We start from the raw sequence: 14,450 nt of genomic DNA, 5'->3' as shown, positions 1-14,450 counted from the left end.
GCGGGCAGAGTCGGTCCCATGAGGCTCTTGATCCTGGGCGGTACGGAATTCGTCGGGCGCGCCGTCACCGAGGCGGCGCTCGCACGGGGCTGGCAGGTCACCGTGTTCCATCGCGGCCGTCACGCACCCCCGGCGGGCGTCACAGAGCTGTTCGGCGACCGCACCGGCGCCGACGGACTCGTGGCGCTCGCCGCCGCCGCGGGGGAGAGCGAGGGAGGGGCGCACACCTGGGACCTGGTCGTCGACACCTGGAGCGGCGCCCCCTCGGCCGTACGGGACACGGCCCGGCTGCTCGCCGGCCGTGCCGGGCAGTACGCCTATGTCTCCAGCCGTTCGGTGTACGACCACCCCGCCCCGGCCGGACTCCCCGAGGACGGCCCGCTGGTGGGAGGGGCCTCGCCGGACGCCGGGGCGGACGTCCCGTACGCGCTGGCCAAACGCGGCGGTGAACTGGCCGCACTCGACGCGTTCGGCGACCGCGCCCTGCTGGCCAGGGCGGGACTGATCCTCGGGCCGTGGGAGAACATCGGCAGGCTGCCGTGGTGGCTGCAGCGGATCGCCCGCGGCGGACCGGTACTGGCCCCGGGGGCACCGGACACCCCGCTCCAGTACATCGATGCCCGCGACCTCGCCAACTGGCTGCTGGACGCGGCAGAACGCGGACTGCACGGACCGTACAACGTGGTCAGCCGCCCGGGGCACACGACCATGGGTGAGCTGCTGGACGCCTGTGTCCGCGCCACCGGCTCCGGCGCCGAACTGCGCTGGACGGCCGCCGAGAAGATCCTCGCGGCGGGCGTCGAGCCATGGAGCGAGCTGCCGATCTGGCTGCCGCCGGGCGAGCTGTACGACGCCGTGCACCAGGGCGACGTCAGCCGGGCGCTCACGGCCGGGCTGCGCTGCCGGCCGGTCGAGGAGACGGTCACGGACACCTGGGACTGGCTGTGCGGGCTGGGCGGCGCGGCGCCGCAGCGGCCGGACCGGCCCGCGGTGGGACTGGACCCGGAGACCGAGGCGAAGCTGCTGACGGACTGAGCCGCCGTCGGCACGGCCGGGCGGTCGCAGAGGCGTCCACCGTCCCGGCGTGGCAAGGCGGCTGTTCGCCGCCCGGCCCCGGCGGAGTATGCGGACGCCCCTCCGCCTTGCGATGTACCGCATGTGACGCCGCGCGCTGCTGCGCCAGGGATCACGGGACACCCCTTAGTTTGGCCCCATGGCCGAACTCCTTCTGCACCTCACCGAAGGCCCTCTGTGGGAGGCGGCCCGCGGGATCGGGACGTACGAGATGTCCACCCGCGGCCGCACCCTGCACGAAGAGGGCTTCATCCACTGCTCGCTGCCCCACCAGCTCCCCGGCGTGGCCGAGATGCTGTACGGCGCCGGGGCCCCGGCCGATGCCGAGACCCCGGCCGACCTGGTGGTGCTCGTCATCGACCCCGCGCGGCTCTCCGTGCCCGTGCGGTACGAGTCGTTCGAGCCCGGCGGCGAGGAGTTTCCGCACATCTACGGCCCCGTCCCGGTGGACGCGGTCGTGGAGGTGCGTCCCTGGCCGCGCGAGGAAGGCAGCCCCGCATGAACACCACACCCGCCACCGATGCCCCGATCATCGCGGTCACCGGAGCGAGCGGCGCAGTCGGCGGCCACGTCGCCCAGCGGCTCGTGCGCGCCGGCGTCCCCGTGCGGCTGCTGGGCCGTGACCCGTCCCGGCTGCCGGACCTGCCCGGCGCGGCCGCCGCTCCACCCGCTTCCTATGGCGACGGGGCGGCCATGCGCCGGGCGCTCGCCGGGGCGCACACCCTGTTCCTCGTCTCCGCGCACGAGAGCCCCGACCGGGTACGCGAACACACCACCGCCGTGGACGCGGCGGTCGCCGCCGGTGTCGAACGCATCGTGTACCTGTCCTTCCTCGGTGCCGCACCCGACGCCACGTTCACCTTCGGTCGCGATCACTGGCACACCGAGGCGCACATCCGTGTCTCCGAGGTGCGCTACACCTTCCTCCGTGACAGCTGGTACCTCGCCGGGATCCCGGCGATGACCGGGTCGGACGGAGTGCTGCGCGGCCCGGGCGGCGACGGCCGGGTCGCGGCGGTGGCGCACGAGGACATCGCGGACGCGGCGACGGCCGTCCTGCTGGCCGGCACCGAGAGCGCGGACACCCGCCACGACGGGGTGACGTACGACCTCACCGGACCGGAGGCATTCACCCTCGCCGAAGCCGCCGTGGAACTGAGCCGGGCCACCGGACGGACCATCACCTACCACCCGGAGACCCGGGAGGAGGCATACGCGTCACGGGCGCAGTACGGCGCGGCGGACTGGGAGGTCGCCGGCTGGGTGACGTCGTACGAGGCGATCGCGGCCGGCGAGATGGCCACCGTCTCGGACGCCGTACCGCGTCTGACCGGCCGTCCGGCGCAGAACCTGGCCACGTACCTCCGGGAGCATCCGGACAGCTACCGGCACCTGCTCAGGACCGACTGAACTCCGGGCGGTCCGGCCGGGACGCCGGCCGGACCGGACCGGTGTCCTGCAGGTGCAGCTGCTGCACAAGGTGAAGTCCCGGCGTCCCAAGGACGACCAGGACTTCGCGACCGCTCTGCCGATCCCGAGCGCCGGCCAACGCGCCTGGCGACCGAGACCATCACCCTGGCGCACGGCGCCGGCCACTCGTGCGCGGTGAGGCTGCGCAGTCAGTGGTGAGGAAGCGCGGCGCAGCGCCCGCCCGGCGCGCACCGCGTCACCTCACGTACACGCCCGCCCGTGCCGCGGCTGCCGCGGCCTCGGCGGCGAGATCGGCGGCCGCCGCGTCGAGGGGAGCGCCGCTGGCCAGCAGCCGGTAGTAGAGCGGGGCCGAGACCGCGCGGATCACCTCGTCGGGGTCCGTGCCCGCGGGCAGCTCGCCGCGTTCCAGGGCCGCGGTGACGCAGCCCGCCCACTCCTCGACGCGGATCGCGTAGAAGCGGTGCAGGGACTCGGCGGTGCGCGGGTCGCACGTCGCCGCGGCGATCACCGACGTGAAGAGCGGGCCCTGGCGCGGGTCGGTCAGGGTCTTCACCACGAGCAGCGCATTGGCCCTGAGGTCCTCGATCAGTGAACCCGTGTCCGTCCGGGGAGAGGACTGCTCGGCCATGTCGTCGAGCAGATCGGCGATGAGACCGGTGGGGGTGGACCAGCGCCGGTAGACGGTGGTCTTGCCGACCCCCGCACGGCGGGCGACATCGGCGAGGTCGAGGCCGTCGAAGCCGTGCTCGACCAGGGCGTCGCCCGCCGCCCGCAGGACGGATTCCCGGACCCGGGCGGTACGTCCACCGGGCCGGACGGTGCCTGGCTCCACACCCTCAGAAGTCATAACGGGTCTCCAGTTCCATTAGACGGGCTTCTCCTGCTACGGTGACCCCACCTTAACGGAACCGTGGAACCGTTAAAACTCCTGCCTGAGGAAGGCACTCATGCCCGCACCCAGCACAACCCCGTCACCGACGGTCGAAGCCGCCGCCTCCGCACAGCCCGGGATCCGCATGACCGGGCGGCAGAAGCTCGTCCTCACCCTTCTTCTCGGCGCCCAGTTCATGATCGCCGTGGACTTCTCGATCCTGAACGTCGCACTGCCGGTCGTCGGCAAGGGGCTCGGCTTCTCCCTCGCCGGCCTCCAGTGGATCGCGACCGCCTTCGCACTCGCCGCCGCCGGCTTCACGCTCCTCTTCGGGCGCGTCGCGGACATCGTGGGGCGCAAGCAGCTGTTCCTCGGCGGGATGGCCGTCCTCGGCGCCTCCTCCCTCCTCGGCGGACTCGCCGCCTCGCCCGAAGTTCTGCTCTCCGCGCGCGTGCTGCAGGGTCTGGCCACCGCGGCCGTCACTCCGGCCGGGCTCGCCCTGCTGACGACGGCCTTCAAGGAGGGCCCGCTGCGCGAGCGCGCCCTCGGTCTCAACGGCGCCCTGATGTCGGCCGGGTTCACCGCGGGAGCCATTCTCGGCGGACTCCTCACCGACCTGCTCTCCTGGCGCTGGGCGTTCTTCATCAACGCCCTCGTCGCCCTGGTCGTCCTCGTTCTCGCTCCGTCCGTCATCACCGACTCGCGCCCCACCGAGCGGCCCAGGCTCGACATCCCCGGCGCCGTGACCGTCACCGGCGGACTCCTCGCCCTCGTCTACGGACTCACCCAGGCCGGTGAGACCGGCTGGACCACCCCCGCCACCCTGGCCGCACTCCTCGCAGGCGTCGCCTTTCTCGTCACCTTCTGGTTCGTCGAGAAGCGGGCCGCGACGCCCCTCGTACCGGTACGGATCCTGAGGCGACGCAGCGTCATCTGGGGCAACGCGGCGGGACTGATCGCCTTCGCCACCGAGACCTCCCTCGTCTTCCTCCTCACCCTCTACCTGCAGGAAGTCCTCGGCTACTCGCCCCTCGCCACCGGATTCGCCTTCGGGGTCCTGGGCCTGGGCACCGTCATCGGCGGCACCCTCGGCGGCCGCGCCGTCGGCCGCCACGGGGCCCGGGCCACCATCGTCGGCGGCGGCATCGTCCAGGCCGCCGCCACGCTCACCCTGGTCACCCTCGGCACCTCCGGTGCCTGGATCTGGCTCCTCCTCGCCGCTACCTTCATCGGCGGCATCGGCAACATGCTGATGATCGTCGGCTTCATGGTCACCGCCACCTCCGGCCTTCCCGACACCGAACAGGGCCTGGCCACCGGCCTCGCCACGATGACCCAGCAGGTCGGCATCACCATGGGCATCCCGGTCATGAGTGCCGTCGCCGCAGCCCGGATGACCTCGCTCGGCGACGCCGGCCCCACCGGTGTCCTCTCCGGAGTCACGGTCGCGATCCTGGTCAACTCCGCACTGGCGCTGACGGGTTCGCTGCTGGCCGGCGCGTTCCTGGGAACCCGGCGGCGCGCGGGAGCCGCCGGCCGGTGACCAGCCGTGCCGACCCACCGAATCGGGGGAGCTGCCGGGCCGTTCGCCCGTTCAGCGACACCGTGGCCGCTGCCCGCCTTGTGGGGACTCGCTGGAGGACTGTGATCCTCAACAGGTTCCGTAAGAATCCGAGGGGGTGCCTCACCGGCGCCCGGTCGTTCGCTTGGTAAGGACAGGGGAGATGTCCGAAGTTGAAGTAACGTCCGCGGAGCTGGCCGAGGTCGGCCCCACGGGGCGGGCGGTCATCGCGTCCCTCGCTCTGCACAGGGTCTCGCTGAGCAGGTCGAGGCGATGGCGCGGGTGATGCCGCCGTACATCCGCGCGGCCATCGTCACACTCGCCGGATCAGGCTTGCGAATAGGCGAGTTGCTCGGCCTGATGGTGTCGGACGTCGACTTCAAGGCCGACACCATCCGCGTCGACCGGCAGCGTCTCCGGTCTGGGAAGATCGGTCCGCGGAAGACTGCGAAGTCGCGGCGCACGGTCCCCGTCGGCGAGATCGCCACCGACGCGCTCCTTGGGCATCTCGCCGCGCGGCCGTCGAGGGAGTGGTTGTTCACGATGGGGGAGGGCGAGCCGCTCAACTACCGTCGCTGGAAGACCGAATGGAACTGCGCCCGGAAGGCACTCCAGGCGCTGGAGGACGAGGCGGCGGGGAGCGAGGGCCGTAAGCCCTTCACGCTGCCGCACATGGTGACCCACGACCTGCGGCACTTCTACGCCTCCGCACTCGTCGGCGGCGGGGCGAGCGTCAAACAGGTGCAGCTGGTCCTCGGCCATGCGTCCGCTGTCATCACGCTGCGGATCTACGCGCATCTGTGGCCGGGCGAAGAAGACCGCACCCGGTCCGTGATGGACGCCGTTCTTGGCGGCCTGCGGACCGGGTGCGGACAGGATGACCAGGCGACCAAGGAAATCGCAGGTCAAGCGGCATGATCGAAGATCAAGCCTTCTTGGTCTCCCAGAAGATCTTGTCGATCTCGGCGATGTAGTCCAGCGCCTTCTGGCCTGTCGCCGGGTCCGTGGAGGCCTTCGCGGCCGACAGCGCCTTGAGGGCGTCGTTGACCAGCTGGTGCAGCTCCGGGTACTTCTCGAAGTGCGGGGGCTTGAAGTAGTCGCTCCACAGCACCGAGATGTGGTGCTTCGCAAGCTCGGCGCGCTGCTCCTTGATGACCACCGCGCGGGCCCGGAAGTGCGGGTCCTCGTTGGCCTGGTACTTCTCCTGGACGGCCTTGACGGACTCCGCCTCGATGCGGGCCTGGGCCGGGTCGTACACGCCGCAGGGCAGGTCGCAGTGGGCGCTGACCTTCACCTTGGGGGCAAACAGGCGGGAAAGCATTGAGCTGTCCTTCCTCGTGATCGTCTTCTCAGGTGGGACATTACTCCGTGAGGGACGTGTTTTCGTGGGTGCCCCCATGGGCTTAGGCCAAAAGTCCAGGGCGAGTATGGGACCAGTAGTCGAATGCACGGAACGGACCGGGGAGGTGCCGGAGATGCCGGAGGTGCCGGAGTTGGCGCAGGAGCCCGTGCGGGGCATGGCGGGGCGGCTGCCGTTCCAGGTGGTGGAGGTGACGGGGCCGTCGATGGTGCCCACGCTCTATCAAGGGGACTGGCTGCTCGTGCAGTACGGGGCGCCGGTGCGCCCCGGTGACGTGGTCGTCCTGCGCCACCCGTTCCAACAGGACTTGTTGGTCGTCAAGCGGGCCACCGAGCGCCGCGCGGGCGGCTGGTGGGTGCTGGCCGACAACACGTTCGCGGGCGGGGACAGCACGGACTACGGGACGGTGCCCGAAGATCTGGTGCTGGCCCGGGTCCGGGCCCGCTACCGGCCGCTGAGGAAGGATCAGCGTTCGGCCCGTGCGGTGCTGGCCTGGGCGGTCTCCGCGCTGCGGCCGGTGTCGGCGGCGCGCTCCGTCTCCAGGCGCTTGCGGGCCCGGTAGGCGGCCACATTGGCGCGGGTCGCGCAGCGGTCCGAGCAGTAGCGCCGGGACCGGTTGGTCGAGGTGTCGAGGTACGCGTTACGGCAGGGCGCGGCCTCGCAGAGCCCGAGCCGGTCCACCCCGTACGACGTGAGGTGGAAGGCGAGACCCATCGCCGCGATGGCGGCGTAGCCGGCCGTCGCGTTCGAGGGGTGGTCGGCCAGGTGCATGTGCCAGTCCGGTTTTCCGTCCGCGTCGCGGGTGTTGTGGCCGGAGATCTGCGGGCTGACCGGGAACTCCAGCAGCAGCGAGTTCAACAGGTCGACGGCGAGCGTCTCGTCGCCGATGTCGGCCGCCTCGAAAACGGCGCGCAGCCGTGCCCGTACCGACCGGAAGCGGGTCACGTCCGCGTCGGTGGCTCGCCTCGCCGCCTGTCCGTTGGCGCCGAACAGATCGCGGACCGCCTCGACGGAGGTGAGGACGTCCTTGTTGCGGGCCGGCTCCTCGGTGTTGACCAGGCGCACCGCATAGTCCGAGTAATAGGCCAGTTCCACTTGTAGTCCTTACGGGGTCGGTCTAAGGTCTGGACGCGGTGACCGATGTAACGGTCGATTCTGCTTCGAGGGTATTACGCAGTGGAGGGGTTCGGGTGACGGAGACATCGACGGGCACTGACTGGCAGGCCTGGCAGCAGAGCTGGGACCGCCAGCAGGAGTGGTACATGCCCGACCGCGAGGAACGGTTCCGGGTGATGCTGGACATGGTCGAGGCCTTCGTCGGGCCCCGGCCGAGGGTGCTCGACCTCGCGTGCGGTACGGGAAGTATTACGGACCGGCTCCTCAAGCGGTTCCCCGAGGCCACCAGTACCGGCGTCGACCTCGACCCGGCGCTGCTCGCCATCGCCCGCGGCTCCTTCGCCGGCGACGAGCGCGTCACCTTCGTCACGGCCGATCTCAAGGACCGCGCCTGGGCCGACCGGCTGCCGTACGACACCTACGACGCCGTCCTCACCGCCACCGCCCTGCACTGGCTGCACAGCGAACCGCTCGCCACGCTCTACGGGCAGCTCAGCGGAGTCGTCAGGGACGGCGGGGTGTTCATGAACGCCGATCACATGATCGACACCGACACCCCCCGTATCAACGCGGCCGAACGCGCCCACCGTCACGCCGGGATGGACCGGGCCAAGGCCGCAGGAGCCCTCGACTGGGCGGACTGGTGGGCCCTCGCGGCCAAGGACCCGGTCCTCGCCGGACCGACCGCCGAGCGGTACGAGATCTACGGCGAGCACGCCGACGGCGACATGCCGTCCGTGCGGTGGCACGCGGACACCCTGCGCGCAGCGGGCTTCGGCGAGGCACGGGCCGTCTGGGCCTCCCCGTCGGACGCCCTGGTGCTCGCCGTGAAGTAAGAGGGCGCGCACATAGGTGGGGCGGCGTCGCGTGCCGATGGGCGGCGCCTGGCGGCGTTGTCGTCGGTCGACGACTCCCCCATGGCCCGAAAGGCATGGGAGGGGCCCCCTCCGCGTCGCCTCCCTTCTCCGCCTTGCCAGGCTTGCCCCTCGCCCCGCTCCTTCCTCCACCCCACCCATCCGCGCGCCCTCTAAGGGCTGCACCATGCGTCACATGGGGCGGTACGGACTCCGGTCCGTACCGCCCCGAACTTTTCCGCCCCTGCTGCAACCCGCCGCGCACCCCGGCGCACTGGAAGGGTGAGACGGTCCGCACCCGCGGACCCGGGAAGGGGCGCCGACGATGCGGATCGATGACGAAGCCGCGCTGCACGCCTTCGTCGAGGGCAGACGTACGGCACTGTTCCGCAGCGCCTATCTGCTCTGCGGTGACCGGCACGAGGCCGAGGACCTGGTCCAGTCGACCCTCGTGAAGGTCGTGCTCGGCGGGCGGCGGCACGGGCGGCTGGACAACATCGAGGCGTACGCGCGCAAGACGCTGGTCAACACCTTCATCGCCGCCCGCCGCCGGTTCTGGCGGCGCGAGGAGGCGTACGGCGAACTGCCCGACCGCGCGGGCCGGTCGCCCGACCCGGACACCGGCCTTGCGGTGCGGGCGGCCCTCGCCCGGCTCACGGCCAAACAGCGGGCCGTTCTGGTGCTGCGGTACTGGGAGGACCTGAGCGTCGAGGCCACGGCCGACATGCTCGGGATGCGGGAGAACACGGTCAAGAGCCACGCGGCTCGGGGGTTGGTGGCGCTGCGCGCCGAGATGGCGGAGGAATACGTATGAGCGACGTCAGGGAGCTGCTGGGGCGGGCCGCCGAGCACGCGGGGCAGCCGGTCATCAGCACCGAAGGGGTGTACGCGAAGGCCGCCCGGGTGCGGTGGCGGCGCCGGGCGACGGTCGCGGCGGCCGCGTTCGCCGTGGGCACGGCCGGAGCGGTCGCGGTCCCGGGGCTGGCCGAGCAGCCGCAGGAGGAGCAGGCCTCGGTGGCTGCGCCCGCCGAACCGGCCGGCGACAGCGGCCGGGCGAAGAAGCTCGTCGAGCTGTTGCCCAAGGGGGTGGGCTCGGTCGAGCAGGTCTCACTCGCCGTGATCATGAAGCACGCGACTCCGCAGCAGGCCAAGGAGCATCCGGTGGGGCCGCTGGACGGGCAGTACGCCGTCCGCAGGAATGGGGGCGTCGGCTACCTCGTCATCGGTGCCATGAGCGGCGAGCAGGTCCGCAAGAAGTTCGACGGATCCGCTCCCGCCGACGACCTCTGCAAGCCGACCAACGGGGAGCGGCGTCCGACCGACTGCGTTCGCGAGGAACTGCCGGACGGCCGGGTGCTGACCATCTGGAGCGACTCGATGAACTACGGCGGTACGCCGAAGTGGGGCTTCGAGCTCGTCGGCCGGCTCACGCTGAAGGACGGTGGGCTGCTGGCCGTCCGGGACAGCACCGGCTTCCGGGCCGACACCTCGCAGGGGCCGCTGCTCAAGAACACCCCGCTCACGCGTGCCCAACTGCGCACGCTGATGCTGAGCCCGGAGCTGCTGCCGAAGAAGTAGTCCGGGTCCGGATACGGGAGAGGGCGGTACGGACCGGAGTCCGTACCGCCCTCGCGGCATCCCCGTGCCGCTACAGCACCTTCGACAGGAACGACTTCGTCCGGTCGTGCTGCGGGTTCGTCAGTACGTCGCGGGGGTGGCCCGACTCGACCACCACCCCGTCGTCCATGAAGACCAGCGCATCGCCGACCTCCCGGGCGAAGCCCATCTCATGGGTCACGACGACCATCGTCATGCCGTCCTCCGCGAGCCCGCGCATGACGTCCAGGACGTCGCCCACCAGCTCCGGGTCGAGCGCAGACGTCGGCTCGTCGAAGAGCATCAGCTTCGGCTCCATGGCCAGTGCGCGGGCGATCGCCACCCGCTGCTGCTGGCCGCCGGAGAGCTGCGACGGGTAGTTCTTCGCCTTGTCGGCCAGGCCGACCCGGTCCAGCAACCGCTCCGCGCGGGCTCGGGCGACGGCCTTCGCCTCGCCCTTGACCTGTACCGGGGCCTCCATGACGTTCTCGATGGCCGTCATGTGCGGGAAGAGGTTGAACCGCTGGAAGACCATGCCGATGTCCCGGCGCTTCAGGGCGACCTCGGTGTCCTTGAGCTCGTAGAGCTTGTCGCCCTTCTGGCGGTAGCCCACCAGATCGCCGTCGACGTAGAGCCGGCCGGCGTTGATCTGCTCCAGGTGGTTGATGCACCGCAGGAACGTCGACTTGCCGGAACCGGACGGGCCGATCAGGCAGAAGACCTCCCGCGGGGCGACCTCCAGGTCGATGCCCTTGAGGATGTGTGCGGCGCCGAAGGACTTGTGGACGCCCTCGGCCTTCACCATGGCGGTCATGCCATACCTCCCGACGGACGGCCCAGGGACAGCAGGTTGGCCCGGATCTTCTGTGTGGGGGTCGGCGGCAGGCTGCGGCTCGAACCCCGCGCGTAGTACCGCTCCAGGTAGAACTGGCCCACGGTCAGCACCGACGTCATGATCAGGTACCAGGCCGCGGCGAGGAAGTACATCTCCACCGGGGCTCCGGACGACGATCCGATGTCCTGGGCGTACCGGAACAGTTCGGTGAACTGCACCGCGGACACGAGCGACGTCGTCTTCAGCATGTTGATGACTTCGTTGCCCGTCGGCGGCACGATCACCCGCATCGCCTGCGGGATCACGACGCGCCGCAGCGTCTTGCCGTGGCTCATGCCCAGCGCGTGCGACGCCTCCGTCTGGCCCTCGTCGACCGAGAGCAGACCGGCACGGCAGATCTCCGCCATGTAGGCGGCCTCGTTGAGGCCCAGGCCGAGCAGCGCCGTCAGCAGCGGCGTCATGAAGCTCGACCAGTAGTCCTTGTAGATCGGCCCGAGGTTGATGTACTCGAAGACCAGACCCAGGTTGAACCAGACGAACAACTGGACCAGGACCGGGGTGCCGCGGAAGAACCAGATGTAGAACCACGCGATGGACGAGGTCACCGGGTTCTTGGACAGCCGCATCACCGCGAGCAGGATGCCCCCGACGATGCCGATGACCATCGACAGCGCGGTCAGCAGCAGGGTCTGGCCGACGCCCCTGATGATCCGGTCGTCGAAGAAGTAGTCGGGGACGGCGCCCCAGTTGATCTTGCCCTGCGAGAAGGCGTAGATGATCGCGACAAGCGCGGCGATGGCGATGGCCGCCGAGACGTACCGGCCGTAGTGCCGGACCGGGATGGCCTTGATCGCCTCCGGTCCGGCCGGCGGAGTGGGGGAGACGGGCGGCTCACCGGCCGGGCCCGTCTTCTCGATGTCAGTCACAGGTGAAGCCTTTCAGTACGGGGCCCGGTCAGGATCCGCCGTTGATCTTGGCCTCGGTGACCGCTCCGGCCTCCACGCCCCACTTCGCGATGATCTTTCCGTACTCGCCGTTCTTGATCAGCGCGTCCAGGGCCGCCTGGACGGCCTTGGTGAGCTGGTCGTTGCCCTTGGCGATGGCGATGCCGTACGGAGCGGCTTCGACCTGCTCACCGACGATCTGGAAGTCCTTGCCGCCACCCGAGGTCTTCACCGCGTACGCGGCCACCGGGAAGTCGGAGGAGACGGCGTCGACGCCACCGCTGCGCAGCCGGGTCTGGGCCTCCAGGTCCGTGTCGAACGACTCGATCGCGATCGTCTTGCCGCCCGTGCACTTCTTGGACTCGGCCTTGGCGAGGTCGTGCGAGACGGTGCCGCGCTGCACGGCGATCTTCTTGCCGCAGAGGTCGGACCAGGTCTTGATGCCCTTGTCGTCACCCTTCTTGGTGTAGATCGAGACACCGGCGGAGAAGTAGTCGACGAAGTCGACGCCCTCGCCGACCTTCTTCTTCGTCTCGGAGTCGATGCCTTCCTGGCGGTCCTTGGTGTCGGTCATGGCCGACATCGCCAGCTGGTAGCGCTTGGCGCGCAGGCCGGAGATCAGCGTGTCGAACGTGCCGTTCTCGAACTCGAAGCGCACACCGAGCTCCTTGCCCAGCGCGGCACCGAGGTCGGGGTCGATGCCGACGACGTTGCCGGACTTGTCCTTGAACTCGACCGGCGGGTACGCGATGTCCGAGCCGACCTTGATGACACCCTGGGCCTTGATGTCCTGCGGCAGGAGGTCGGCGGGGGAGGACGCCCCGGAGGAGCTCTTCGGCGACGCGGACGGCTTGGTCTGGTCGCCACAGGCGGTCAGCAGCATGGTGCCGGCGACCGCGATGGCGCAGACCGCAGCAATCCGGGACTTTGCGGTCGTACGACGGGTGGTGCGAGCGGTCATGATCGGGTTCCTCCGGCAGGTGAGGGTGCAGTTGCCAGGCGGTATGGCGCACATCGTCGGATGTCGCTGCCTCGTATGGTTACGGCATCTTGCCATTCGGACTAGCCCAAACAGGGGGCCAGTCATGTCAAAATCGGGTAACGGGCGATCCCCGAACCTCAGCAGGCCGGTACATCAAGGCCGGACCTTCTATGGGGTTTTCTTCTTCCGGCCGGAGAATTTTCGGCGCGTCTCGACTGGTGGACAGATATCTGGTTGATTAGTCGACTTGTCCAGGTATTCGACTATGAGGCACGTCACCGCGTCGATGTGAACTCGTCCAGGATGCGGTCTGTCCGGTATGAAAGACCTACACCCCTCATCCGGGGCTCAGGGCGCGTGTGCGGCGCGCCCGCGCGTACGTACCTCCCCCTGCCGGAGCGGGCCAACCGCTCTGCGCAGGGAACGGACGTGGTGCCCGCCCACCCCTCCTCAACCAGGAGTGGCCACCCTCAGACAAAGAAGACTTAAGGGGTCATCACCATGGCAGCGGAGATCGTCAATCCTCGCAGCGACAGCACGACTGACAGCAATACCGGGAGCGCCACCGATGAGCCGTTCGACGCGGCCTTCGCGCTCCACCGCGGCGGGAAGATGGCCGTGCAGGCCACCGTCCCGCTGCGTGACAAGGATGATTTGTCCCTCGCGTACACGCCAGGCGTTGCCAAGGTGTGCAGCGCCATCGCGGAGAATCCCGAGCTGGTTCACGACTACACCTGGAAGTCGCAGGTCGTCGCCGTCGTGACGGACGGCACCGCGGTGCTCGGGCTGGGAGACATCGGACCGGAGGCGTCCTTGCCCGTGATGGAAGGCAAGGCGATCCTCTTCAAGCAGTTCGGCGGGGTCGACGCGGTGCCGATCGCGCTCGCGACGACCGATGTGGACGAGATCGTGGAGACGGTCGTCCGGCTCGCACCGTCGTTCGGAGGGGTGAATCTGGAGGACATCTCGGCGCCCCGCTGCTTCGAGATCGAGCGCAGGCTGCAGGAGCGGCTTGATATTCCGGTCTTCCACGACGACCAGCACGGTACGGCCGTGGTGACCCTGGCAGCGCTGCGCAACGCCGCGAAGCTGTCCGGGCGGACCCTCGGTGACCTGCGCGGCGTCATTTCCGGCGCGGGGGCGGCAGGGGTGGCCATCGCCAAGTTCCTGCTGGAGGCGGGGCTCGGTGACGTCGCCGTCGCCGACCGCAAGGGGATCGTCAGCCGGGACCGCGAGGACCTGACCGACGTCAAGCGTGAGCTCGCGGAGATCACCAACAAGGCAGGCATCTCCGGTTCGCTGGAGACGGCACTGGTCGGCGCGGACGTCTTCATCGGCGTCTCCGGCGGTACGGTGCCGGAGGCGGCGGTCGCGTCGATGGCGCCCGGTGCGTTCGTCTTCGCCATGGCCAACCCGGACCCGGAGGTCCACCCCGACATCGCGCACAAGTACGCGGCGGTCGTGGCGACGGGCCGGTCGGACTACCCGAACCAGATCAACAACGTGCTGGCCTTCCCCGGCATCTTCGCCGGTGCGCTGCAGGTGCGGGCGTCCCGCATCACCGAGGGCATGAAGATCGCCGCGGCGACCGCGCTGGCGGATGTGGTGGGGGACGAACTGGCGGCGGACTACGTGATTCCCTCGCCGTTCGACGAGCGGGTTGCTCCCGCGGTGACGGCCGCGGTTGCCGCGGCGGCACGCGCGGAGGGTGTGGCGCGCCGCTGAGGTGAGTCGCCTCACCGGGGGCCGCGGCGCCGGTCGAGGCGAAACCCTTGATCTGGCGGTGGACGTCGTCGGCGGTACGGGTGCCTCCGCCGGTGGAGCCG

Annotated in this window: 15 protein-coding genes and 1 pseudogene; 10 read left to right on the top strand and 6 right to left on the bottom strand. The window is 70.1% G+C overall.

Annotated elements, in window-relative coordinates; translation table 11 throughout:
- The first annotated feature begins 18 nt into the window (after positions 1 to 18).
- The 3 genes from AB0N06_RS28620 to AB0N06_RS28610 all read left to right on the top strand — a co-directional run bounded on the left by AB0N06_RS28620 (position 19) and on the right by AB0N06_RS28610 (position 2,484).
- Positions 19 to 1,035 carry an NAD-dependent epimerase/dehydratase family protein gene (locus tag AB0N06_RS28620; RefSeq protein WP_366137566.1) on the top strand — a complete coding sequence of 339 codons (1,017 nt, stop codon included), beginning with the start codon at positions 19 to 21 and terminating at the stop codon, positions 1,033 to 1,035.
- Between the two features lie 178 nt (positions 1,036 to 1,213).
- Entirely contained in the window at positions 1,214 to 1,576 is a 363-nt protein-coding gene (locus tag AB0N06_RS28615) for a DUF952 domain-containing protein (RefSeq protein WP_366137565.1), read from the top strand.
- Positions 1,573 to 2,484: an NAD(P)H-binding protein gene (locus AB0N06_RS28610; protein WP_366137564.1), complete on the top strand. Its 912-nt coding sequence runs from the start codon at positions 1,573 to 1,575 to the stop codon at positions 2,482 to 2,484. Before AB0N06_RS28615 ends, AB0N06_RS28610 begins: the two co-directional genes overlap by 4 nt.
- A 256-nt stretch (positions 2,485 to 2,740) precedes the next feature.
- Here the strand turns inward: AB0N06_RS28610 and AB0N06_RS28605 are convergent, their stop codons facing one another.
- Positions 2,741 to 3,352, bottom strand: coding sequence for a TetR/AcrR family transcriptional regulator (locus tag AB0N06_RS28605; RefSeq protein ID WP_358859758.1), 612 nt, complete (start codon positions 3,350 to 3,352; stop codon positions 2,741 to 2,743).
- A 100-nt stretch (positions 3,353 to 3,452) separates the two neighbouring features.
- On the opposite strand from AB0N06_RS28605, the gene AB0N06_RS28600 reads away from it, so the two are divergent.
- Together AB0N06_RS28600 and AB0N06_RS28595 are read left to right on the top strand one after the other, a co-directional pair.
- Positions 3,453 to 4,919, top strand: a complete 1,467-nt coding sequence (locus AB0N06_RS28600; RefSeq protein ID WP_366137563.1) for an MFS transporter — start codon at positions 3,453 to 3,455, stop codon at positions 4,917 to 4,919.
- Positions 4,920 to 5,198: 279 nt separating this feature from the next.
- Positions 5,199 to 5,855: pseudogene (locus AB0N06_RS28595) on the top strand (site-specific integrase); the annotation flags it as partial.
- A gap of 7 nt (positions 5,856 to 5,862) precedes the next feature.
- Here AB0N06_RS28595 and sodN read toward each other — a convergent pair.
- Positions 5,863 to 6,258: a superoxide dismutase, Ni gene (gene sodN, locus AB0N06_RS28590; protein WP_266981604.1), complete on the bottom strand. Its 396-nt coding sequence runs from the start codon at positions 6,256 to 6,258 to the stop codon at positions 5,863 to 5,865.
- 196 nt (positions 6,259 to 6,454) lie between these two features.
- Here sodN and sodX point away from each other — a divergent pair, with 196 nt between their 5' ends.
- Positions 6,455 to 6,859 (top strand): nickel-type superoxide dismutase maturation protease, encoded by a 405-nt coding sequence (gene sodX / locus AB0N06_RS28585; protein ID WP_366137588.1) that lies wholly within the window; start codon positions 6,455 to 6,457, stop codon positions 6,857 to 6,859.
- On the opposite strand, the gene AB0N06_RS28580 is transcribed toward sodX, so the two are convergent.
- A complete protein-coding gene (locus tag AB0N06_RS28580; protein WP_366137562.1) occupies positions 6,763 to 7,392 on the bottom strand; it encodes a CGNR zinc finger domain-containing protein in 630 nt (209 codons plus the stop codon). The two genes, sodX and AB0N06_RS28580, sit on opposite strands and share 97 nt — an antisense overlap.
- Before the next feature lie 95 nt (positions 7,393 to 7,487).
- Here AB0N06_RS28580 and AB0N06_RS28575 point away from each other — a divergent pair, with 95 nt between their 5' ends.
- The 3 genes from AB0N06_RS28575 to AB0N06_RS28565 all read left to right on the top strand — a co-directional run bounded on the left by AB0N06_RS28575 (position 7,488) and on the right by AB0N06_RS28565 (position 9,845).
- Entirely contained in the window at positions 7,488 to 8,249 is a 762-nt protein-coding gene (locus tag AB0N06_RS28575) for a class I SAM-dependent methyltransferase (protein ID WP_366137561.1), read from the top strand.
- A 343-nt stretch (positions 8,250 to 8,592) separates the two neighbouring features.
- On the top strand, positions 8,593 to 9,081 hold the full coding sequence (locus AB0N06_RS28570) for a SigE family RNA polymerase sigma factor (RefSeq protein WP_366137560.1): 489 nt from the start codon (positions 8,593 to 8,595) through the stop codon (positions 9,079 to 9,081).
- Positions 9,078 to 9,845, top strand: a complete 768-nt coding sequence (locus tag AB0N06_RS28565) for a hypothetical protein (RefSeq protein ID WP_366137559.1) — start codon at positions 9,078 to 9,080, stop codon at positions 9,843 to 9,845. Before AB0N06_RS28570 ends, AB0N06_RS28565 begins: the two co-directional genes overlap by 4 nt.
- A gap of 70 nt (positions 9,846 to 9,915) precedes the next feature.
- On the opposite strand, the gene AB0N06_RS28560 is transcribed toward AB0N06_RS28565, so the two are convergent.
- The 3 genes from AB0N06_RS28560 to AB0N06_RS28550 are packed head-to-tail and all read right to left on the bottom strand — an operon-like array spanning position 9,916 to position 12,603.
- Positions 9,916 to 10,677 (bottom strand): amino acid ABC transporter ATP-binding protein, encoded by a 762-nt coding sequence (locus AB0N06_RS28560; protein WP_366137558.1) that lies wholly within the window; start codon positions 10,675 to 10,677, stop codon positions 9,916 to 9,918.
- A complete protein-coding gene (locus AB0N06_RS28555; protein WP_366137557.1) occupies positions 10,674 to 11,624 on the bottom strand; it encodes an amino acid ABC transporter permease in 951 nt (316 codons plus the stop codon). The genes AB0N06_RS28560 and AB0N06_RS28555 overlap by 4 nt, the downstream gene beginning before the upstream one ends.
- A 28-nt stretch (positions 11,625 to 11,652) precedes the next feature.
- Positions 11,653 to 12,603 carry an ABC transporter substrate-binding protein gene (locus AB0N06_RS28550; RefSeq protein WP_366137556.1) on the bottom strand — a complete coding sequence of 317 codons (951 nt, stop codon included), beginning with the start codon at positions 12,601 to 12,603 and terminating at the stop codon, positions 11,653 to 11,655.
- Between the two features lie 522 nt (positions 12,604 to 13,125).
- On the opposite strand from AB0N06_RS28550, the gene AB0N06_RS28545 reads away from it, so the two are divergent.
- Complete coding sequence (locus AB0N06_RS28545; RefSeq protein WP_366137555.1) at positions 13,126 to 14,349, top strand: NADP-dependent malic enzyme; 1,224 nt, start codon at positions 13,126 to 13,128, stop codon at positions 14,347 to 14,349.
- The last annotated feature ends 101 nt before the right edge of the window (positions 14,350 to 14,450 follow it).

It is taken from the genome of Streptomyces sp. NPDC051020, assembly GCF_040683105.1.
Taxonomy (GTDB): domain Bacteria; phylum Actinomycetota; class Actinomycetes; order Streptomycetales; family Streptomycetaceae; genus Streptomyces.
This window is presented reverse-complemented; position numbering and strand designations above follow the sequence as displayed.

Coding starts and splice junctions, on each gene's coding strand:
- AB0N06_RS28620 (WP_366137566.1), top strand. CDS start 19: ATGAGGCTCTTGATCCTGGGCGGTACGGAATTCGTCGGGCGCGCCGTC.
- AB0N06_RS28615 (WP_366137565.1), top strand. CDS start 1,214: ATGGCCGAACTCCTTCTGCACCTCACCGAAGGCCCTCTGTGGGAGGCG.
- AB0N06_RS28610 (WP_366137564.1), top strand. CDS start 1,573: ATGAACACCACACCCGCCACCGATGCCCCGATCATCGCGGTCACCGGA.
- AB0N06_RS28605 (WP_358859758.1), bottom strand. CDS start 3,352: ATGACTTCTGAGGGTGTGGAGCCAGGCACCGTCCGGCCCGGTGGACGT.
- AB0N06_RS28600 (WP_366137563.1), top strand. CDS start 3,453: ATGCCCGCACCCAGCACAACCCCGTCACCGACGGTCGAAGCCGCCGCC.
- sodN (WP_266981604.1), bottom strand. CDS start 6,258: ATGCTTTCCCGCCTGTTTGCCCCCAAGGTGAAGGTCAGCGCCCACTGC.
- sodX (WP_366137588.1), top strand. CDS start 6,455: ATGGCGGGGCGGCTGCCGTTCCAGGTGGTGGAGGTGACGGGGCCGTCG.
- AB0N06_RS28570 (WP_366137560.1), top strand. CDS start 8,593: ATGCGGATCGATGACGAAGCCGCGCTGCACGCCTTCGTCGAGGGCAGA.
- AB0N06_RS28565 (WP_366137559.1), top strand. CDS start 9,078: ATGAGCGACGTCAGGGAGCTGCTGGGGCGGGCCGCCGAGCACGCGGGG.
- AB0N06_RS28560 (WP_366137558.1), bottom strand. CDS start 10,677: ATGACCGCCATGGTGAAGGCCGAGGGCGTCCACAAGTCCTTCGGCGCC.
- AB0N06_RS28550 (WP_366137556.1), bottom strand. CDS start 12,603: ATGACCGCTCGCACCACCCGTCGTACGACCGCAAAGTCCCGGATTGCT.
- AB0N06_RS28545 (WP_366137555.1), top strand. CDS start 13,126: ATGGCAGCGGAGATCGTCAATCCTCGCAGCGACAGCACGACTGACAGC.